Source organism: Mesorhizobium argentiipisi (SeqCode), assembly GCF_037179585.1.
GTDB classification, from domain to species: Bacteria; Pseudomonadota; Alphaproteobacteria; order Rhizobiales; family Rhizobiaceae; genus Mesorhizobium; species Mesorhizobium argentiipisi.
This window is the reverse complement of sequence record NZ_JAPYKO010000016.1, coordinates 33,802-53,582: the sequence shown is the minus strand read 5'-3', so window position 1 is coordinate 53,582 and position 19,781 is coordinate 33,802. Positions and strand designations below refer to the sequence as shown.

At 64.4% G+C, this 19,781-nt stretch carries 21 protein-coding genes and 1 pseudogene; 10 read left to right on the top strand and 12 right to left on the bottom strand.

All coding sequences use genetic code 11. The features are described from left to right. The first annotated feature begins 383 nt into the window (after window positions 1-383). The 6 genes and pseudogenes from cysG to O7A05_RS21425 all read left to right on the top strand — a co-directional run bounded on the left by cysG (window position 384) and on the right by O7A05_RS21425 (window position 6,041). Complete coding sequence (gene cysG, locus O7A05_RS21450; RefSeq protein ID WP_337094955.1) at window positions 384-1,832, top strand: siroheme synthase CysG; 1,449 nt, start codon at window positions 384-386, stop codon at window positions 1,830-1,832. After that, window positions 1,829-2,134: a DUF2849 domain-containing protein gene (locus tag O7A05_RS21445; protein ID WP_337094954.1), complete on the top strand. Its 306-nt coding sequence runs from the start codon at window positions 1,829-1,831 to the stop codon at window positions 2,132-2,134. The genes cysG and O7A05_RS21445 overlap by 4 nt, the downstream gene beginning before the upstream one ends. A gap of 43 nt (window positions 2,135-2,177) precedes the next feature. Next, a complete protein-coding gene (locus tag O7A05_RS21440) occupies window positions 2,178-3,848 on the top strand; it encodes a nitrite/sulfite reductase (RefSeq protein ID WP_337094953.1) in 1,671 nt (556 codons plus the stop codon). Next, on the top strand, window positions 3,823-4,587 hold the full coding sequence (locus O7A05_RS21435) for a phosphoadenylyl-sulfate reductase (protein WP_337094952.1): 765 nt from the start codon (window positions 3,823-3,825) through the stop codon (window positions 4,585-4,587). The genes O7A05_RS21440 and O7A05_RS21435 overlap by 26 nt, the downstream gene beginning before the upstream one ends. Before the next feature lie 98 nt (window positions 4,588-4,685). Beyond that, window positions 4,686-5,219: a DUF934 domain-containing protein gene (locus O7A05_RS21430; protein WP_337094951.1), complete on the top strand. Its 534-nt coding sequence runs from the start codon at window positions 4,686-4,688 to the stop codon at window positions 5,217-5,219. Between the two features lie 200 nt (window positions 5,220-5,419). Beyond that, a pseudogene (locus tag O7A05_RS21425) lies at window positions 5,420-6,041 on the top strand (DJ-1/PfpI family protein). 6 nt (window positions 6,042-6,047) lie between these two features. On the opposite strand, the gene O7A05_RS21420 reads toward O7A05_RS21425, so the two are convergent. Continuing rightward, the gene (locus O7A05_RS21420) at window positions 6,048-6,233 is read right to left on the bottom strand and encodes a hypothetical protein (RefSeq protein ID WP_337094950.1); all 186 of its coding nucleotides are present in this window, start codon (window positions 6,231-6,233) and stop codon (window positions 6,048-6,050) included. A 250-nt stretch (window positions 6,234-6,483) separates the two neighbouring features. Here O7A05_RS21420 and grpE point away from each other — a divergent pair, with 250 nt between their 5' ends. Beyond that, window positions 6,484-7,119, top strand: a complete 636-nt coding sequence (grpE, locus tag O7A05_RS21415) for a nucleotide exchange factor GrpE (RefSeq protein ID WP_337094949.1) — start codon at window positions 6,484-6,486, stop codon at window positions 7,117-7,119. A 101-nt stretch (window positions 7,120-7,220) separates the two neighbouring features. Next, window positions 7,221-7,853, top strand: coding sequence for a trimeric intracellular cation channel family protein (locus O7A05_RS21410; protein ID WP_337094948.1), 633 nt, complete (start codon window positions 7,221-7,223; stop codon window positions 7,851-7,853). A gap of 85 nt (window positions 7,854-7,938) precedes the next feature. Here O7A05_RS21410 and olsB read toward each other — a convergent pair whose 3' ends face one another. The 7 genes from olsB to O7A05_RS21375 all read right to left on the bottom strand — a co-directional run bounded on the left by olsB (window position 7,939) and on the right by O7A05_RS21375 (window position 15,488). After that, complete coding sequence (olsB, locus tag O7A05_RS21405) at window positions 7,939-8,826, bottom strand: l-ornithine N(alpha)-acyltransferase (protein ID WP_337094947.1); 888 nt, start codon at window positions 8,824-8,826, stop codon at window positions 7,939-7,941. A gap of 183 nt (window positions 8,827-9,009) precedes the next feature. Continuing rightward, entirely contained in the window at window positions 9,010-11,289 is a 2,280-nt protein-coding gene (locus tag O7A05_RS21400) for a PAS domain-containing sensor histidine kinase (RefSeq protein WP_337094946.1), read from the bottom strand. 123 nt (window positions 11,290-11,412) lie between these two features. Beyond that, window positions 11,413-12,402: an acrylyl-CoA reductase (NADPH) gene (gene acuI / locus O7A05_RS21395; protein ID WP_337094945.1), complete on the bottom strand. Its 990-nt coding sequence runs from the start codon at window positions 12,400-12,402 to the stop codon at window positions 11,413-11,415. A gap of 54 nt (window positions 12,403-12,456) precedes the next feature. Further along, window positions 12,457-12,945, bottom strand: coding sequence for a signal peptidase II (lspA, locus tag O7A05_RS21390; RefSeq protein ID WP_337094944.1), 489 nt, complete (start codon window positions 12,943-12,945; stop codon window positions 12,457-12,459). 24 nt (window positions 12,946-12,969) lie between these two features. Continuing rightward, window positions 12,970-13,830 (bottom strand): TrmH family RNA methyltransferase, encoded by an 861-nt coding sequence (locus O7A05_RS21385; protein ID WP_337094943.1) that lies wholly within the window; start codon window positions 13,828-13,830, stop codon window positions 12,970-12,972. 1 nt (window position 13,831) lies between these two features. Further along, window positions 13,832-14,914, bottom strand: a complete 1,083-nt coding sequence (locus tag O7A05_RS21380; RefSeq protein ID WP_337094942.1) for a class I SAM-dependent rRNA methyltransferase — start codon at window positions 14,912-14,914, stop codon at window positions 13,832-13,834. Window positions 14,915-15,002: 88 nt separating this feature from the next. After that, window positions 15,003-15,488: a DUF1772 domain-containing protein gene (locus O7A05_RS21375; protein ID WP_337095047.1), complete on the bottom strand. Its 486-nt coding sequence runs from the start codon at window positions 15,486-15,488 to the stop codon at window positions 15,003-15,005. 102 nt (window positions 15,489-15,590) lie between these two features. Between O7A05_RS21375 and O7A05_RS21370 the strand changes: the two genes are divergently transcribed. Both O7A05_RS21370 and O7A05_RS21365 read left to right on the top strand, forming a co-directional pair. Continuing rightward, on the top strand, window positions 15,591-16,301 hold the full coding sequence (locus O7A05_RS21370) for a helix-turn-helix transcriptional regulator (RefSeq protein ID WP_337094941.1): 711 nt from the start codon (window positions 15,591-15,593) through the stop codon (window positions 16,299-16,301). A 70-nt stretch (window positions 16,302-16,371) separates the two neighbouring features. Beyond that, on the top strand, window positions 16,372-16,743 hold the full coding sequence (locus O7A05_RS21365; protein WP_337094940.1) for a VOC family protein: 372 nt from the start codon (window positions 16,372-16,374) through the stop codon (window positions 16,741-16,743). Window positions 16,744-16,803: 60 nt separating this feature from the next. On the opposite strand, the gene lhpI is transcribed toward O7A05_RS21365, so the two are convergent. The 4 genes from lhpI to sppA all read right to left on the bottom strand — a co-directional run bounded on the left by lhpI (window position 16,804) and on the right by sppA (window position 19,715). Continuing rightward, on the bottom strand, window positions 16,804-17,766 hold the full coding sequence (gene lhpI, locus O7A05_RS21360; protein ID WP_337094939.1) for a bifunctional Delta(1)-pyrroline-2-carboxylate/Delta(1)-piperideine-2-carboxylate reductase: 963 nt from the start codon (window positions 17,764-17,766) through the stop codon (window positions 16,804-16,806). A 180-nt stretch (window positions 17,767-17,946) separates the two neighbouring features. Continuing rightward, window positions 17,947-18,279 (bottom strand): DUF1049 domain-containing protein, encoded by a 333-nt coding sequence (locus O7A05_RS21355; protein WP_337094938.1) that lies wholly within the window; start codon window positions 18,277-18,279, stop codon window positions 17,947-17,949. Window positions 18,280-18,396: 117 nt separating this feature from the next. Continuing rightward, window positions 18,397-18,681: an integration host factor subunit beta gene (locus O7A05_RS21350; protein ID WP_027165368.1), complete on the bottom strand. Its 285-nt coding sequence runs from the start codon at window positions 18,679-18,681 to the stop codon at window positions 18,397-18,399. 77 nt (window positions 18,682-18,758) lie between these two features. Continuing rightward, window positions 18,759-19,715 (bottom strand): signal peptide peptidase SppA, encoded by a 957-nt coding sequence (gene sppA, locus O7A05_RS21345; protein WP_337094937.1) that lies wholly within the window; start codon window positions 19,713-19,715, stop codon window positions 18,759-18,761. Window positions 19,716-19,781 lie beyond the last annotated feature (66 nt).

Genomic DNA, 19,781 nt, shown 5'->3' with positions numbered 1-19,781 from the left:
CCTTGCTTGCAGTGTTGTCGATCGATGGAGCCAGGATCGACAGGATGATCGCTAGGCAAACGAGCCGCGCAGCATGATGGTTCCGATCTGGGGTGACACCCTCAGCCGAAGCCGGGGCAAGGTCGGCTTAATCTACTAAGTTAGTAGAATTTAGAAAAAACTGTTTTGCCGCTTTCCGGGCAAGGCGCTAAAAATTGCGACGGATCAAAGCGGTTTCCCATGCCGCTCTGGCCGTCTCATCCTCAAAGTAGAATTTTTTTCTCTTGCTCTTCGCGGCTGCGAAAAAGCGATTGCCTGCCGTTCGGCAGTGCGCGAGTGCTTGCCTTCTGGTTTTTGGCCAGCCCGCGTAAAACTGCCAAACTGTTCCAATATTGCTCGTCGCCATGTCGCAAGCCAATGCCAAGCTCAATGCCTTTCCCGTCTTCATGCGGGTCGCCGGCGAAGCCGTAGCCATCGTCGGCAATGGCGAGGAAGCGCTTGCCAAGGCCAGGCTGCTCGCGCAGTCGAGCGCGGTGCTGCGCATCGTCGCCGACAATGCCAGCGGCGGGCTCCTGGATTTCATCGCATCGACCGGCGCCGTTCACATCAACGCAGCCTATGAGACCGTGCATCTCCAAGGTGCCGCCCTGGTGTTCGCTGCGAGCGGCGACGAGGCACTCGATCGCCGCGTAGCCGAGGACGCGCGCCGGCGGGGCATCCCGGTCAACGCCGTCGACCGGCCTGAGCTCTGCGATTTCTTTACCCCAGCCTTGGTCAACCGCGCGCCGGTGGCGATTGCCATCGGTACCGAGGGCGCCGGACCGGTTCTGGCGCAAATGCTGCGCGGACGCATCGACCGCATGCTGTCGCCATCGCTCGGCCGGCTGGCGGCACTGGCCGCGTCGTTCCGGGCCGCCGCCGAGAGGCTGCCGAAGGGCAATCGCCGCCGCCGCTTCTGGAGCGATTTCTTCGCCGGCGCGCCGGCAAAGGCCATCGAAGCAGGCGACCTCGCCGAGGCGCATGGCGCGGCGCTCGACCTCTTGGCCCAGGATGCTCCGGTCGAGGGACATATCGCGCTGGTCGGTGCCGGTCCGGGCGCGGACGACCTTTTGACTTTGCGCGCGCATCGCCTGCTGATGGAGGCCGATGCCATCGTCTACGACGCGCTGGTGCCGGAGGCGATCGTCGCCATGGGCCGCCGCGATGCGGAGCGCCTGCCGGTAGGAAAACGCAAGGGCTGTCATTCCAAGAGCCAGGAAGAGATCAACGCGCTGCTCATCGAACTTGGCCGCGCAGGCAAGCGCGTGGTGCGGCTGAAGTCCGGCGACCCGCTGGTGTTCGGACGCGCCGGCGAGGAAATGGCGGCGCTGCGCGAGGCCGGGATCGCCTATGAGGTGGTTCCGGGCGTCACCGCCGCCTTCGCCGCCGCCGCCGATTTCGAACTGCCGCTGACGCTGCGCGGCGTTTCGTCCTCAATGGTGTTCACCACAGGCCACGACCTCAAGGGCAACTCGCTGCCCGACTGGGCAAAGCTTGCCATCTCCGGCGCGACGGTCGCCGTCTATATGGGCCGTTCAGTCGCGGCGGAAGTCGCGGGCCGGCTGATTGAGGCGGGGCTGTCGCCGGACACTGCGGTCGCCGTCGTCGAGAACGCCAGCCTCGCCGGCCGCCGCCGTTTCCACGGCACGCTTGCCGACCTGCCGTCGCTGGAGGCGCGCGCCGATCTCACCGGACCGGTGATGACGATCATCGGCGACGCCGTCGCCGGCGCCAATTTCGAACAATCCGAGCCGCTCGCGGCACATAGGCATGAGGGTGCGGCTTCAGCCGTGGCCGAAGGAGTTGAGCAATGAAGGTTCTCACCGCGAACAGGCTCTCCGACGGCATCGCCGTTTGGTACGCCGCCGGCGGCTGGGCGGAGACGGTTGGCAATGCCGATATCGCGTATGACAAGGCGGCGGAGGACCGGCTGGAGGCGATCGGCGCCGCGGCCACCGCCAACAATGAGGTGGTCGACGTCAACATCATCGACGTTGCGATCGTCGACGGATTGGTCGAACCGGTGCGGCTGCGCGAAAAGATACGCGCCGCGGGGCCGACCATCCGCACCGATCTCGGCAAGCAGGCGAGCCCGCAACCGGCACGGGCGGCTTAAACCCAAGGAAAGAAACGGGCGGACGCGCCCGGAAAGACGAAGCATGTACCGTTACGACGAGTTCGACCAGGATTTCGTACACGCCCGTGTCGCCGAGTTCAGCGACCAGGTGCAGCGCCGGCTTGCCGGCGAAATCACCGAGGACCAGTTCCGGCCGCTCCGGCTGATGAATGGCGTCTATCTGCAGCTGCATGCCTATATGCTGCGCATCGCGGTGCCTTACGGCACGTTGAACAGCCGGCAATTGCGCATGCTGGCCCATATCGCCCGCAAGTACGACAAGGGCTACGGCCACTTCACCACGCGCCAGAACATCCAGTTCAACTGGCCGGCGCTATCGGATATTCCGTCGATCCTGGCCGATCTGGCGAGCGTCGAGATGCATGCGATCCAGACCAGCGGCAACTGTATCCGCAACGTCACTGCCGACCATTTCGCGGGCGCCGCAGCCGACGAGGTCGCCGATCCGCGGCCCTATGCCGAAATCCTGCGCCAATGGTCGTCCGTGCATCCGGAGTTCTCGTATCTGCCGCGCAAATTCAAGATCGCCGTGACCGGCGCCGAGCGCGACCGCGCCGCCATCCAGACGCACGACATCGGCCTGCATCTGAAGAAGAACGCCGCCGGCGAGCTTGGGTTCGCCGTCTATGTCGGCGGCGGCCAGGGCCGCACCCCGATGGTGGCGAGAAAGATCCGCGACTTCCTGCCGGAGGCCGAGTTGCTGTCCTACTGCACGGCTATCCTGCGCGTTTACAACCTCTATGGCCGCCGCGACAACAAGTTCAAGGCGCGCATCAAGATCCTGGTGCACGAGACCGGCGTGGAGGAGATCACCCGCCAGGTCGAAACTGAGTGGCAGGCGCTGAAGGATGCCGAGCTCAAGCTGCCTGAGGCCGACATCCAGGCCATCAACGCCTATTTCGCTCCGCCGGCGCTGGTTTCCCGACCGGAAGGCGATGATGCGGTGAAGCAGGCCAGGCTCGATTCCAAGAGCTTTTCGGAATGGCTCGACCAGAATGTCGTGACGCATCGCCATCCCGACTATGCGGCGGTGACCATCTCGCTCAAGGGCATCGGCGAGGTGCCCGGCGACGCCACCGACAGCCAGATGGAAGCGGTGGCCGACATCGCCGAGAAATACGCCTTCGACGAATTGCGCGTCAGCCACGAGCAGAACCTGATCCTGCCGCATGTGGCGCGCGCCGATCTCAAGGCGGTCTATGACGCGCTGGTCGAGATCGGCCTGGCGACTGCCAATTCCAATCTGATCAGCGACATCATCTCCTGCCCGGGCCTGGATTATTGCGCGCTGGCGACGGCGCGCTCCATTCCGGTGGCGCAGGAAATCTCGCGCCGCTTCGCCTCGCTGGAGCGCCAGCGCGAGATCGGCGAGCTGAAGCTGAAGATCTCCGGCTGCATCAATGCCTGCGGCCATCACCATGTCGGTCATATCGGCATTCTCGGCGTGGAGAAGAAAGGCACCGAGCTCTACCAGGTGACGCTTGGCGGTTCGGCCGACGAAAATACGTCCGTCGGCGAGATCATCGGCCGCGGCTTCTCCTCGGAAGAGATCACCGATGCCGTCGAGCAGATCGTCGATACCTATCTCGGCCTTCGGCTCAATCCCGACGAACGTTTTATCGACGCCTACCGCCGTGTCGGTCCCGCGCCGTTCAAGGAGGCGCTCTATGCTGGCGAAACCAAGGCCGCTTGACCGCACCGGCAGCGTGGAGACGGGCGTAGCCGCGGAAGCGGCGGGGCTGGACGCGCTGCACGGCCATCTGAAGCCGATCGAGATCATCGAACGCGCGGCGCGTGATCTGTTTCGCGGCGAGGTCGCCGCCGTGTCGTCCTTCGGCGCGGATTCGGCGGTGCTCCTGCATATGATTTCGGAGATCGACCGTTCGCTGCCGGTCGTCTTCCTCGACACCGGCAAGCATTTCGAGGAGACGCTTGGCTATCGTGATGCGCTGGTGGCCGATTTCGGCCTGACCGACATAAGGGTGATCAAGCCTGAGGAGGCTGCGCTCGAACGCGTCGACCCGACCGGCCGGCTGCACGAGACCGACACCGACGCCTGCTGCAACCTGCGCAAGGTCGAGCCGCTGGCGCGCGGCGTCGAGCCGTTCCGCGCCTGGTTCACCGGGCGCAAGCGCTTCCAGGCTTCGACGCGCGCGGCTCTGCCCGTCTTCGAGGCGGTCGGCTCGCGCATCCGCATCAATCCCCTGGCGCATTGGACGACGTCGGACCAGGCCGACTATATGCGCGCGCATGCGCTGCGCGAAAATCCGCTGGTCGCCTATGGCTATCTCTCGATCGGCTGTTTTCCTTGCACGCAGCCGGTGCAGCCCGGCGAGGATGCGCGCAGCGGCCGCTGGGCCGGGCACGCCAAGACCGAGTGCGGCATTCACCTCTCCGGTTTGGAGAAGTCGCTGACCGACGCCTCGCTTTAGGGTATATCGCTATTCACATGATGCCGGTCCGCAAGCGGCTTCCGGTTGCTGTCGGCCTGCCGGTTCGCCTCGAAATCTTTGGGACTTTAGGAATTTTGATGACTGGATCGACGACGGCGGGGACCCGCCTCTGGACCCCGGACGGTTTTCGCGAGGACGAGTGGACGCATGCCGAAAGCGCCGAGGCGCTTGCCGGCAATGGCCGTTTCATCCTGCCGCTGCAGGCTTTTCTCGGGCTGGATGAAGAAGTTCGCAAATCAGCCAAGGAGCGCCTCGGGGTGTTGCTGCAGCCCGGCGACGAACTCGACAAGATAACCGGCCTGCTGGATCAACTCTCACTGGTGGCGCTCGCCTTCCCCGCCTTCAATGACGGCCGTTCCTTCTCCAAGGGCGAATTGCTGCGGACCCGGCATCATTTCAAGGGCGCGGTGCGCGCCACCGGCCAGGTTCTGGTCGACCAGCTTCCGCACATGCTGCGGCTTGGCTTCGACGAATTCGAGGTCTCCAATCCGGTGCTGTTGAAGCGCCTGGAGGAAGGGCGGACCGGCGGGCTGCCGGTGTACTATCAGCCGGCAGTGGAGGCGGAGCCCAAGGGGCCGAAATATTCCTGGCGGCGCAGGCGCCCCGGGTGACCCCGCAAGAGTATCGCATTGGTCCGACCAGCATCGCGTATTTTGCCGGTCAACTCGGCCCAGAATAGGCCTGGAACTCATGCTGCCTCGTTCTGGTCAGACCACTTAGGCGATTCAGGCTTCCCCTTCTGCCGACCTGCCCTTAGGATGGGGCACATTATTTCGGATCACGAATAATCGGCAGCTAAGGGAGGAACAGCATGGCCGGCAAGAAGATATTGATGCTCGTTGGCGAGTTCAGCGAGGAGTACGAGATTTTCGTCTTCGAACAGGCCATGCACGCGGTCGGCCACATCGTCCATGTCGTGTGCCCGGACAAGAAAGCCGGCGATGTGCTCAAGACCTCATTGCACGACTTCGAGGGACATCAGACCTATACCGAAAAACTCGGCCACGATTACATCCTGAACAAGACCTTCGCCGAAGTGAACCCTGCCGACTACGACGCGGTCTATGCGGCGGGCGGGCGCGGACCGGAGTATATCCGCATCGACAAGCGCGTGCAGGCGCTGGTCAGGCATTTCCATGAGACCGGCAAGCCGATTTTCACAATTTGTCACGGCGTGCAGATCCTGATCGCGGTCGATGGCGTGGTGCGCGGCAAGGAAGTCGCGGCGCTGCACTATTGCGAGCCGGAAGTGACGCTTGCCGGGCGGCACCTATATCGATGTCGCCCCGACCGGCGCGCATGTCGACGGCAATCTGGTTTCAGCGAAGGGGTGGCCGGGCCTGGCAGCCTTCATGCGGGAATGCCTGAAGGTGCTTGGCACTGAGATCCGCCATGGCGAAGCGCTGATGCGTGACGACCGCAAGGCGGCCTGAAACTCGTCAATTGCGGCGTGCGGCTATCGAGGGCCGCCCGCCGTCCGCATTCTCCGCCTCGGCATCCTCGAGGCGGTCCAGCAAGTCGCTCAGCCGCCGGGGCATGTCCTTTTCCAGGCGAAATGCCGGCAAGGTGCGCAGAAAGCGCTTGGTCGCTTCGCTGCCCGCCTGTCGCCTGATGTCGTTGGCCAATTCGACGCGCCTGTGGCCGTTGTTGCCGTTCATCGTCCCAAAATCCTGTGTCGGTTTCGAAACTCCTCCAGCCCGCCTATGGTTCCCGCAACCGCATCTGAGGGCAAGCAAAGCCACGTGATACGGTAAAATTTGAATTAATTTAGAACGATGGCCGGACGTCCTCGGCCAGCGCTTACCCCTTGATTTTTGCCCTCCAAACCTCGATATCGGGCGCAAATCCACACCAATCCGAATGACGGGAAACGCGATGAGCGACCAGGCAAAAGACGAACGCACGCCCGAAGATATGGAAGCCACCGCCCAGCCTTCCGGCGAGCGTGCGGAAGGTGGCGTCGACGGCGACTACGAAGCGCTCGTGCGGCTGCTGAAGGAAAACGAGGAACTGAAGGACCGTGCACTGCGCGTGGCGGCCGAAATGGAGAATTTGCGGAGGCGCACCGCGCGCGACGTTCAGGACGCCCGCGCCTACGCCGTCGCCAATTTCGCGCGCGACATGCTGTCGGTTTCCGACAATCTCCGCCGCGCGCTCGATGCAATCCCTGCCGAGGCGAAGGCCAGCGGCGACGCTGGGTTCAAGGCGCTGATCGAAGGTGTCGATCTTACCGAACGCGCCATGCTTTCGGCGCTGGAGCGCCACGGCGTGAAGAAACTCGCGCCGGAAGGCGAGAAGTTCGATCCGAACTTCCACCAGGCGATGTTCGAGGTACCCAATCCGGAGGTTCCGGCCGGCACTGTCGTCCAGGTGGTTCAGCCAGGCTATTCGATCGGCGAGCGCGTGCTGCGGCCGGCAATGGTCGGCGTCGCCAGGGGCGGTCCGAAGGCGGCCGCCGAGGCGAAGGTCGAGCCGGGCCCGGTGAACGAGCAGGCCGAGAAGGATGCGTGAGAGTGAGTAGCGAATAGGGAATAGTGAGTAGGGGCTGATATTTATCTGCGGCTTCGTGCTATTTCCCTACTCACTATTTGCTACTCACTACTCGCTCAGCCATGAATCCCATCGCGTTGCTCGACTATGCCGGGGTCGCTGTCTTCGCGGCGACGGGCGCGCTTGCCGCATCGCGTAAGGAGCTCGACATCATCGGGTTCCTGTTCCTGGCCAGCGTCACCGGCATCGGCGGCGGGACGCTGCGCGACGTCATCCTCAACCTGCCGGTGTTTTGGGTCGCCAACAGCGGCTATGTGCTGATCTGCGCCGTGGTCGCGGTGCTGGTCTTCTTCAGCGCCCATCGCTTCGAATCCCGCTATAAGCTGCTGCTCTGGCTCGACGCCATCGGCCTTGCAGCGTTCTCGGTGATGGGCGCGGCGAAGGGGCTGGCGATCACCGGCTCTCCTGTCGTGTCGGTCGTCATGGGCGTGCTCACGGCGACGTTCGGTGGCATCTTGCGCGACCTGCTTGCCGGCGAGCCTTCGGTGCTGCTCAGGCCCGAAATCTATGTCACGGCCGCCCTTGCCGGCGCCGCCATCTTCACCCTTGGCGATCTTGCCGGTCTGCCGGCGCTGGCGTCCAGCGTGCTCGGCTTTGCGGCCGCGTTCCTAGTGCGCGGCGGCGCGCTCAGGTTCGGCTGGTCGTTTCCAGCCTATAAGAGCCGGCCGGGGCGAAGGCCGGAAGATATTCCCTGAGGGAGTAGGGGTCAGTGAGTAGTCAGTAGCGGCAAAGCGCGAGTGATGGTGTCCATCGCTACTCACTACTCACTACTCACCGGAATCACGCCGCGAAGCGCTGCCCTTCACCGCCATAATAGTTGACGTAGCGGGCGCCGATCTCCTTGACCGGCATGACGACGAAGACGTCGACGGTCGAGAATTCGTGGTCGATGACGCAGCCGTCGCCGATGCGGGCGCCGACGCGCAGGTAGCCCTTCACCAGCGGGGGCATGGCCGCGATCGCCGCCTTGGTGTTCACCGCCTCGATCGGCATCAGATCCATGGAGCAGTAGCGTCCCGGAACCGCACGAACATCCCAGGCGGAATTGGTGCGGCAATGATGGGCGAGATAGGTCAGCGCCTCGGCATGCGCGGCCGGCACGATGCCATGGAAGGAAGCACAGCCGGTCATCACGCCGATGCCGTAGTGATTGATATAGGCCCAGATGCCCTGCCAGAGCGCCTCGATGGTGCGCTTGGAGCGGTATTCCGGCAGAACGCAGGAACGGCCGAGCTCGAGAAAGCGCTGGCCGGGATGCCGCGCGATCAGCTTGGTGAGCTCAAACTCGCCCTCGGAATAGAAGCCGCCGGCGGCGGTGGCGATCTCCTGCCGCAGCAAGCGGTAGGTGCCGACGATGCGGCGATGCTCGGGACCGGGAAGGGAGGTGTCGAACACAAGAAGGTGATCGCAGAGCGGATCGAAACGGTCGGCGTCGCGCCGGTCCTGCGCCTGGAACAGGTCCTTCCTCGCGCCAAGCTCGTCGTAGAATACCCGATAGCGGACTTCCTGGGCGGCGGCGATCTCGGCCTCGTTGCGGGCGAGCCGCACTTCGAGATTGCCGATGCGGCCCAGCGGAGCACCGCTTGCGACGGCGTCGGCGCTACGGGCAGCGAGCAGGGCGCCGCCAGCATTCGGCCGAGTGTCACATTCAGGCACGACTGTATGCACGAGTGATTCTCCTTCGAGCCATCCCTCTTGGCACGGGGATACGGTGTAGGTGCAACAGGATTGTGACAGTACCGTGATACGACGTGGCGGGCAATACTTTGTCGGCTGGGCAATACTCTCAACCGGCTATCTTGTGGCCGCGAAAGCCAAGCAAACCAAGGCGTTCAAGGGTTAAAAATTTCCTCAGGCTGCAACCTGGCCCTCGACCGCCTGGACGAGCGCGGCCGGGTCGAGCGGCTTGGTCACGAAACCGCTGGCGCCATGGGCGAGAACCGCATGCCGGGTCTTTTCCTGGCTGTCGGCCGAAAGCACCATGATTGGAATCGGCGGCATGGCCAGGGACTCTTCATGGCGACGGATGGCGGCGATCGCGTCGAGCCCGTCCATGACAGGCATATGCAGGTCCATCAGCACCACGTCGAAGCGGAACTTGAGGCCGGCATCGGTAACGGCATCGACCGCGGCCTTGCCGTTGCCGACGATCTTGACGCGATGCCCGGCCTTGAGCAGCGTGGCGCGGGCCAGCATGGCGTTGATGTCATTGTCTTCCGCGATCAGCACCGACAGGCCCTGATTGCGCTTGCGCGCCGAGGAAGTCTCGCGCGGCGCCGGCCGGGGCTGAGCGAGCGCGGAGCCATGGCTGGTCAACAGCACCCGCAGCAGGGTCTCGCCGCGCACGGGTCTCGCGAGGAAGGTGGCGTAGCCGCTGGCGCGGAATTCGCCAAGCATGCCGCGGTCGGTCGGCGCAATCAGGGTGATGGCCTCGCAGTCGACAAAGCCCGAGTCGCGCAACCGCTTGAGCAGCCTGCCGTCGCTGTTTTCGAGTGCTGCGTCGATCAGGAGCACGTTGCAACCGGCGGCGAAGGGAGCGGCCTGGCTTGGCGTCGCCGCGATCTCGACAATGCCGCCATGGGCCCTGATCGCGCGGGCGATGGCATCGGCCTCGGTGGCGTTTTTCGACACGATCACCGCCCGCCGGTCGGCAAGGATGTTGTCGCGATGCGGCGGCGGCTCGGTTGCCGCGACCGCCGGAAGCTCGAGGACGAATTCGGATCCTTCGCCGAGCCGGCTCGAGACCGAGATCGTGCCGCCCATGGCCGCCGCCAGCCGCTTCGAGATGGCAAGCCCGAGGCCCGCGCCGCCATGCACCCTGGTCGAGGTGCCGTCGGACTGCTCGAACTCCTCGAAAATGCGCTCCATGTCCTCTTCGCGCAGGCCCGGGCCGGTGTCGGCGACGGTGAAGCAGATGCGGTCGGTGGTTTCGGTGCGGGCGCGCGCCACGGTGAGCAGCACGCCACCTGTGTCGGTGAACTTCACCGCATTGCCGATGAGGTTGAGCAGCACCTGACGCACGCGGCCGGGGTCGGCGGTGATCATCTGCGGCACGTCGGGCTCGACATGGCAGCCAAGGCCGATGTTCTTGGCGAAGGCCTTTGCGGCCAGAAGTTCGATGATGTTGTCGGCGATCTCGCGCAGCGAGGTCGGCTGCGGCTCGGGCTCGAAGCGGCCGGCCTCGATCTTGGAATAGTCGAGCAGGTCTTCGATGAGCGCGAGCAGCGCGCTGGCCGAGGTGGAAACGGCGCCGACATAGGTGCGCTGTTCGGGCGAAAGGTCGGTATCGGCAAGCAGCTTCGCCATGCCCATGATGCCGTTCATGGGCGTGCGGATCTCATGGCTGACGGTGGCGAGGAAGCGCGACTTGGCCTGGCTGGCATATTCGGCCCGCTCGCGCGCGGTGATCAGCGAGGATTCGGCGCGCTTGCGGGCGGTGATGTCGCGGGCAATCGCCCGATGCGAGACCGCGCCCGTGTCCTTGTCGCGCACCGACAATTCGATCCAGGAGAACCAGCGCGGCCCGTTCGGGGTGCGGATCGCGACATCGGTGGAACTCAGGCATTCATGATCGGAGAAGGCGGCGTCGGGAACGACGCCGACGTCGATGCCAAGCTCGGACAAGGTCTTGCCGGCAAGATCGCGCGCATCGAGTTCGACAAGCGAGGCAAAGACGCTGTTGGCATAAACGATATGGCCGTCGCGGTCGCGATGGACGACGAGGTCGCCAAGCGCGTCGATCAGGCCGCGGAAGCGCTCCTCGCTCTCCTGCATCTCCCACATGCGGTCGGCGAGGGTTTCGATCTCGGCGCGGCTGCGGGCGGCGGTCTCGTCGAGCAGCGCTGCGGTGCGGAGCTCGTCGCGACGGCTGCGCAGATGCATGGCCAGGCCCGCAAAGGCTATGGCGGCGAGGCCGGCGGTGATGATGAGCGGCGCTCCGGTGAGGTGCGCGAGCCCCGCCATGACGGCGATGGCGACGAGGGTCAGGAACGGCAAGCCTTCGTGGCTGGCCTTGGGCAATTCGGGAGCCAGCGGCGGCGCGACAAGCACCTGCCGCTTCGGCGCATCGGGGATGAGCCTGTCAGCGCCCGCGGCTTTGCTGTCCTGTCTGATGTCGGAGTCCGCGACCATGCGCAAACCATGCCAGACAGAAATTATGGAACACTGGGAGGGATCGTTCGAATTTTAGCGATTGCGCGATTCCGGCCTCCCGCATGTGCGGGCGCAACCGCAGCTTTGCGAGGTCGTTGCCAGTTACATATCGACGACGACGCGGCCCCTGATCTTACCTTCGACGATGTCGCGCGCGGCGGCGACAATGCCGTCGAAACCGATCGTGCGCGACAATGTCGACAGCTTCTTCAAGTCGAGATCGGTGCCGATGCGCCGCCACGCCTCCAGGCGGACTTCCTTCGGCGCCATCACCGAATCGATGCCGAGCAGCGAGACGCCGCGCAGGATGAAGGGCGCGACGCTTCCCGGTAGGTCCATGCCGCCGGCGAGGCCGCAGGCGGCGATCGCGCCGCCATAGGAGGTCATCGACAGCACGTTGGCCAAGGTATGGCTGCCGACCGAGTCGACGCCGCCAGCCCAGCGCTCCTTGGCGAGCGGCTTCGCCGGCTGGCCGAGCTCCTCGCGCGAGATCACCTCGGCCGCGCCGAGATCGATCAGATAGGGGCTTTCGGCGCTGCGGCCGGTCGAGGCGATGACATGGTAGCCAAGGCTCGACAGGATCGAGATGGCGACCGAGCCGACGCCGCCGGCAGCACCTGTCACCACCACGGGACCGCGGTCCGGCACGATGCCGTGACGCTCCAGCGCCATGACCGAGAGCATTGCCGTGTAGCCCGCCGTGCCGACAGCCATCGCATCATGCGCGCTCACGCCCTCGGGCAGCGGCACCAGCCAGTCGCCCTTGACGCGGGCGCGGCCGGCATAGGCGCCGTAATGCGTCTCGCCTACGCCCCAGCCGTTGAGGATCACCTTATCGCCTTTGCGCCAGTCGGCATGCGAGGAGGAGGTCACGGTGCCGGCGAAATCGATGCCTGGAACCAGCGGCCAGCGGCGCACGACCGGCGCCTTGCCGGTGATGGCGAGCCCGTCCTTGTAGTTCACCGTCGTCGCCTCGACCGCGACGGTGACGTCGCCTTCCATCAGGTCGGCCTCGGTGAGGTCGACGACATCGACGGACTGCTTCTTGTCCGCATCGCGCGAAACGAGGATGGCTTTAAAGGTGTCGGTCACGTTTTTCTCCTCGGTTCCGGCTGTTGAGAAATCTGCGGTTTCAACAGCGTGAGGTCAATTGCCAAGGTCCTGGGACTTGGCTTCGCGCCGCCAGCCAATCAGTTCGTCGAAGACGACAAGTGCCGCGCCGATGGAAATGAAGGCGTCGGCCAGATTGAAGACCGCGAAGGACCAGACGGGCGTGTGGAACAGGACGTAGTCGATGACATGGCCGTAGACGGCGCGGTCGACGAGGTTGCCGAGCGCGCCGCCGATGATGAGCGCAAAAGCAATACGAGCGACGACATGGCCGGCCGGCGTGCGCGTGGCGAGATAGAGCACGAAGGCAACGACCAGCACGGCGATGACCACCAGGCCGATATCACCGAAGGACTGGAACATCGAGAAAGCGATGCCGGTGTTGTAGGTGCGGAACAGCGCCAGGAAGGGCAGGAGGTCGACCTTCTCCTGAAAGGCGAGCCCGTTCTCGACCAGCTGCTTGATCCACTGGTCGAGCGCAATGGCAATGACGACCAGCACGACGTAAGGGGACCAGGATTTCACTTGGCAGTCCTCATCGGGCAGTCCTCATCGCATGTCGGTGGCAGGCTCAAGCTTCAACGCGCCGCGCCTTATCTCGAACAGCATCACGCCGGTGGCGACCGCCAGGTTGAGCGAGTCGGCGCGGCCTGCCTGGGGGATTCGAAGCAGCCGATCGCAGCTTTCGGCAAGGTTGTCGGGCAGTCCCTGCTGCTCGTTGCCCATCAGCAGCAGAACCGGCCCCCTGGAGAAATCGACGGAGCGATAATCGACCGCGCCTTTGAGGTGCGTTCCAACGACAAGGCCGGAAAAATCGCGCCGCCAGGCGAGGAAGGCCTGCTCCGTCGCTTTGGCGACCGGCACGGCGAAGATCGAGCCCATGGTGGCGCGTACCGTCTCCAGCGAGAACGGATCGGTGGTGTCGCCGACCAGGATGACGCCTCTGGCGCCGACGGCATCGACTGTGCGGATCACGGTGCCGAGATTGCCGGGGTCGCGGACCCGGTCGAGCGCGACCCAGACATCGCCGTCCCTGGCGCGGATGTCCTTCAGCGGCACGGTCTGCTGGGCAAAGACACCGACCACCATTTGCGGGTTTTCGCGGCGGGTAATGGCCGCGAGCACCTTTTCCGAGACTTCGAGCACTGTGCCGCCGGCGGCGACGGTTCGCGCGGCGACCTTTTCGATGGCCGCGTTGCCGCGTCCGGCCTTGGCGAAGACCAAGGTCCTGATCGACCAGCCGAGGTCGAGCGCGTCGATGACCAGCTTCAGGCCCTCGGCCATGAAGGCGTTCTGCTGGTCGCGGAATTTCTTGAGCGCCAGCGCCTTAATGTCCTTGATCAGCGGATTGGCAAGGCTGGTGACTTCCTTGACCTGCCCGACTAGGCGCGCGCCGTCATGTGCTGTCATTTCAAGCCACCCAGCGCGAGAACAGCGAGGTCGACAGCGCGCGGCCGGCCGATTTCTCGCGAATGATCAGCTCGCCGGATTCGACCGTGCCGCCCATGCCGGCGAAAGTATCGCGCATCAGCGCATGGATAGCGAAGAAGGAGGCGCGGATCGAATAGGCGGTGAGAACGACGGCGAGCGGTTTTGGCGTCAGGATCGAGCGGCAGAGGTCGGTGAGGCCCGGCAGATCCTCGAACAATTGCCAGACCTCGCCCTTGGGCCCGCGGCCATAGGCCGGCGGATCGAACAGCACGATGTCGTAGCGGCTGCCGCGGCGTTCTTCGCGTTCCGCGAATTTCACCGCGTCCTCGACGATCCAGCGGATCGGCTTGTCAGCAAGCCCCGCCATCTCCTGGTTCTCGCGCGCCCAGCCGATCGCCTTCTTCGAGGCGTCGACATGGGTGACCTCGGCGCCCGCGCGGGCCGCCACCAGCGAGGCGAGGCCCGTATAGCCGAAGAGGTTCAGCACCTTGACCGGGCGCTTTGCCGCCGCGATCAGTCCCGCCATATGGTCCCAATGCGAGGCTTGCTCCGGAAAGACGCCGACATGGCGGAAGGATGTGAAGCGGCCGAGATAATCGATGCCGTCATGCTTCATCGGCCAGGTTTCGCCGAGCGGCGCCTTCGGAAAGCGCCAGCGGCCGATGCCTTCCTCGTCGGTGTCGCCGGTGAAGATGGCGTCGGCGCGCTCCCACTCCTTCGCCGGAAGGGCCCTCTGCCAGATCGCCTGGCCTTCGGGCCGCACGATGCGGTAGGGGCCGTATTGCTCGAGCTTCTCGCCGGCGCCGCTATCCAGCAGCGCGTAATCGGCATTGGGCGCGACTTCGAGGATCAATGGCAGGCGCTCGGCCGGCAACGTGCCCTCGCGGCGCGCAAGCACGCGCGGCGCCGGCCTGGCTTCCTGCCGGTCCGCCGGTTTGGTTTCGCGGCGCTCGGCGGGCGCGGCCTGCTGCCGTCCGGCCGCGAACGCCTCACGCGGGCGGGGCTGTTCCGCCCTTGCGGGATGCGGGCGGCCATCGCGGCGTTTGTCGCGAAAAGATTTCAAGAAGGATCATCTCCGGCGGTTCGGCCCGCTTCTGCCACAGCTAAGCCCACCGGCGCAACAAAGCCCGGCTCATTCAATGGTGGGGTCATCAACCATGCCGGACGCCGAGCAGGCCGAAGCAAAGCGAAATGAAGCCAAGCGCCTTCGCCGCCGTCACCGCCATGTGGCCGGTTTCCCAACGCAGTCGGACGGCTTCGAAGTTTTCTGGAATTGGCCCCGGCGTCCAGGTCGCGAGGACAGCGTTTGCCGGTTTGAGGAGGCCGAACCAAAGCGCCAGCGAGACCGCATAAAGCAATGCGGCGACGAGCACGAACCGGAAGGCAAACGGGTCCGCACGTAGCATCCAGGCAAGCATCGCTGGGCAGAGGATCGCTGCGATATCGAGCGGCGCTCCGATCACAGCAAAAAGCAGGAACTGGCCGTTGAAGACCGTCGCCTCGCGCCACAGCGCCGGCGACCATTTCGTCAGCCTCGGCAGTGATTCCAGCACATGGGCAAAGGAGGGCCCAAGGCTGAGCGCCGCGACGAAAACGGTCAGCACCGACCAGAACAGCAGGAATCCGCGCATCTCCATTGTGGAGACAACGGCAATAGTCAGCAGGCGTTCCCGTTGGATCGGACTGCTTGCCGTGATGTGCAGGCCAGCCCTATTGTCCGGCACGCCGGTTAGCCATTCATGTCCCGTTCAGCCCGCCTGCTCGACCTCGTCCAGATCCTTCGCCGCCACCGCCGGCCGGTGAGCGGCCGCACGCTTGCGGATGCAATCGGCGTGTCGATCCGCACCCTCTATCGGGATATCGCGACGCTACAGGGGCAGGGCGCGCCGATCGAAGGCGAGGCGGGGCTCGGCTATGTGCTGAAGCCCGGCTTCATGCTGCCGCCGCTGATGTTCACCGATGAGGAGATCGAGGCGATCGTGCTCGGCTCGCGCTGGGTGGCGAAGCAGCCGGACAAAAGGCTGGCGGCCGCCGCGGCGGATGCGCTGGCCAAGATCGCGGCGGTGCTGCCGGACGATCTGCGCGACGATCTCGACGCTACGACACTGCTTGTCGGGCCGCGCTCGGAAAGTATCGAAGCGATCGACCTCGGCATCGTGCGGCAGGCGATCCGCGACGAGCGCAAGCTTGGCTTCCTCTACCGTGACGCCGGGGGAGCGGCATCGAAGCGCCTGGTCTGGCCGTTCGCGCTCGCCTTCTTCGACAAGGTGCGGGTGATGGTGGCGTGGTGCGAAACGCGCCAGGATTTCCGCCATTTCCGCGCCGACCGGATGTCCGGCCTGACAACGACCGGCATCCGCTATCCGCGCCGCCGCCAGGCGATGCTGAAGGAGTGGCGGGCGGGCCTTGACGCGCCTGGCCGGAACGGCGGGAAAGACGCTTCCGGCTGATCGCAGCTGCCAGAATCTGACAGCAGGTCCGCGTATGGTCTCCAAGGTTCAGACACTTTGGAGATCAGATATGAGCACGCCGAATTTCGTCATCCTCTATGTCGATAGTCCGGAAAAGAGCGGCGCGTTCTACGCTTCTCTGCTCGGACGCGAGCCGGTCGAATCCTCGCCGACCTTCGTCATGTTCGTGCTCGACAAGGGTTTCAAGCTCGGCCTCTGGTCGCGCCACACGGTGGAACCGGCTGCGGCCGCAGCAGGCGGTGGCGGCGAGCTCGTGCTTGCCGTCGAGAACGCGGCAGCGGTCGATGCCACCTATGCGAATTGGGCTGGCAGAGGCCTTAAGGTACTGCAGGCGCCAATAGATCTCGATTTCGGCCGCACCTTCGTTGCGCTCGACCCGGACAATCATCGCCTGCGCGTCTATTGGCCGAATGGGCAGTAGGCAGTAGGCAGTAGGCAGTAGGCAGTAGGCAGTAGGCAGTAGGTCTATCTTCCCTATTGCCTATTTGAGCGCCTTGTAGACGGCGATGCCTGCGGCCAGATCCTCGAGCGCTGCGCCGACCGACTTGAACAGCGTGATCTCGCTGTCGCTTTGTCGGCCCTGTTTCTCGCCTCGGGCAAGCTCGTGCAGGTCGGCGACGATGGCGTCCGGCTTCAGCACGCCCGAGGCCAGCGGCTGGACGATGTCGCCGGCTTCCTTGGTGGCGCCGGCGCGGGTGTCGACATAGACGCGGGCGCGCTTGATCGCGTCGTCATCGCTTTCGCGCATCGTCGGCGTGAAGCCGCCGACGAGGTCAACATGGGCGCCCGGCTTCAGCAGCGCGCCCTTGACTACCGGCGTGTTCGAGATGGTCGCGGAGGCGACGATGTCGGCCTCGGCAAGCTCCGCATCGAGATCGCCGGCGGCACTTGCCGGAAGGCCTTCGGCGCGCAAGGCAGCCGCTACTTTTTCGGCATTGGTGGGCGTGCGGTTCCAGATGCGGATGGATGTGATCGGCCTGACCGCCGAATGCGCCTTGGCAAGGAACGGCGACAGCGCGCCGGCGCCGATCACCAGAAGCCGCGAGGCGTCCTTGCGCGCGAGATAGGAGGCGGCGAGCGCGGAGGCGCAGGTCGTGCGCCACTGCGTCAGCCGCTGTCCGTCGATCAGCGCCTGCGGTTCGCCGGTGACGCCATCGAGCAAAAGATAGAGACCCATCACTGCCGGCTTGCCGATGGCGTTGTTGTCCGGCGATACGGTGACGATCTTGACGCCGATATGGCCGCCCGCCGAGGTGCCGGCGGCGTTGAAATCGGTCCAGGCCGGCATCAAAAGCAGGGTCGAGGCGGCGCCGTCCGGCCGTTCGACGCCATGATGGTGGCGAACCGGCTGCACGGCGCCGTCGCGAAAAGCCGTGCGCAATGTCTCGACAAGGCCGGGAAAGGTCAGCGCGCGGTCGACCTCGGCGGCCGAAATGGTCAGCATCGGAGGCTCCGTAAGGTGTTGCTCAGAAACAGAGCATGATGTCGCTTGAAAACCGCTTCACACGTTTCGACATCATTCTCTAGAACATTTCACCGTTTCACGGAAACGGTGAAATGTTCTATCTCCTTGTTTTTACGCAATTTCGGACGGAAAACCGCTCACACTTTTCCTGGAATTGCTCTAGTTCGTGGGCTTGGGCAGCGCCGGTCCTTTGGGCGCTGCTGGCGGGCGGCTCACCGCCTGGCGCAGGTTTTCGGCTTCCAGACCGCGCTGGCGCGCGAGCTTGCGGTAGCGCCCCTGCTTCACCCAGGTCGCCATGCTGCCGACGACCATGCCGACGGCCAAGGCAAGGAACAGGAAGATGAAAAGCGGCAGGGTCAGCGTCAGCGCGGGATTGCCGGGATGGAACGGATCGAGCGTGAAGGCGACGGCGCCGCGATTGGCGACGGCGAGCGCGATCAGGATGATGGCCAGCGGCACTAAGACCACGACGAGGATGAAGCGATTGAACATCAGATCTCCATGGAGAGACTTCTTGAAGCGCACATGTCTTTGTCCCGAAAACCGGTCTTCACTTCGGGAGACATGCTTTAGGCGCCAAGATGCCGATTCAACCCGCCGGCGCGGCGCCTATTTGCCGCCGTTCAGTCTCTCGCGCAACTCCTTGCCGGTCTTGAAGAACGGCACCCACTTTTCCTCGACCTCGACGGATTCGCCGGTGCGCGGATTGCGGCCGGTGCGGGCAGGACGGTTTTTCACCGAAAAGGCGCCGAAACCGCGCAACTCGACCCGGTTGCCCTCGGCAAGCGCATCGGTGATCTCGTCAAAGATCGCGCCGACGATGTTTTCGACATCGCGCAGGAAAAGGTGCGGGTTGCGCGCGGCAATGATCTGCACAAGCTCGGATTTGATCATAGAACGTTCCCCGTAAAACCACTGCAGTCGGTTATCAGAATGATTTTATTGCTTTTTTGGCTCGTCCCAGCGAGATGTCAAGGGTGCCAGACCGAAACGAGACCGTCAAGAAACAAGCGGTCGGCGCCGAGCTCGTGAATGACATCGCCGCCGGCATCCGGCAGGCCAAGCGCCTTGGCCGCCACTTTTGCCATGGACTGGGAAAACAGGAAACCGCCACGCCGGTCCTTGTCCTTCCACTCGACGACCTTGAGCTTGGCGTCCACGCCCTTCGTCGCCAGCCAGTCGATCGCCTCCTGCTCACCGCCGACGGCGTCGACCAGATGGTTGGCCAAAGCCTGGCGGCCGGTGAAGATCGAACCGTCGGCCAGCGCCAGCGCCTGCTCATGCGTCATTTTGCGGCGGTCTGCGACAATGCCGACGAACCAGTCGTAACTGTCGAGGATCAGCTTGCGCACCATGGCGCGCTCATCGTCATTGGTCGGCTTGAAGGGCGAGGGCGAAGCCTTGAGCGGCGAGGATTTCACTTCTTCCAGTTTGATGCCGAGCTTATCCATGAGGCCGCTGACATCAGGGTATTGGATCAGCACGCCGATCGAACCGACGATCGAGGTCTTGCGGGCGACGATGTGGTCGGCAGCGCTGGCGATCATATAGCCGGCCGATGCCGCCAGCGTGCCGACTTCGGCCACCACCGGCTTGTCGCCGGCAAGCTTGCGCACGGCATCGAATGTCGACTCGCCACCGACCGTGGTGCCTCCGGGCGAATCGATCGACAGGATGACGCCCTTCACCTCCGGCGACTTGCGGATCGATTCCAGCCTTTTGAGCAGGTCCTCGTCCTCGGTGATGGTGCCTTCGATTGTGACCTTGGCGATATGGGGGACCGCCCGGCCGGCAAAATTCTCGTCATAGACCCAGGTCGAGAAGGCGATAATTGCGGCCGCCAGAACCAGAAACGCGACCACGCGCCAGAAAGTCAGCTTGCGGCGCAAGCGGCGGCGGTCGATCAGGTCGTCGGCTCTCATTGCCATCTTCAGCCTCATGGATCGGTGGGAAAGCACGCTTTTAAAGCAAGCCTTGGCACACGGCTACCGTTT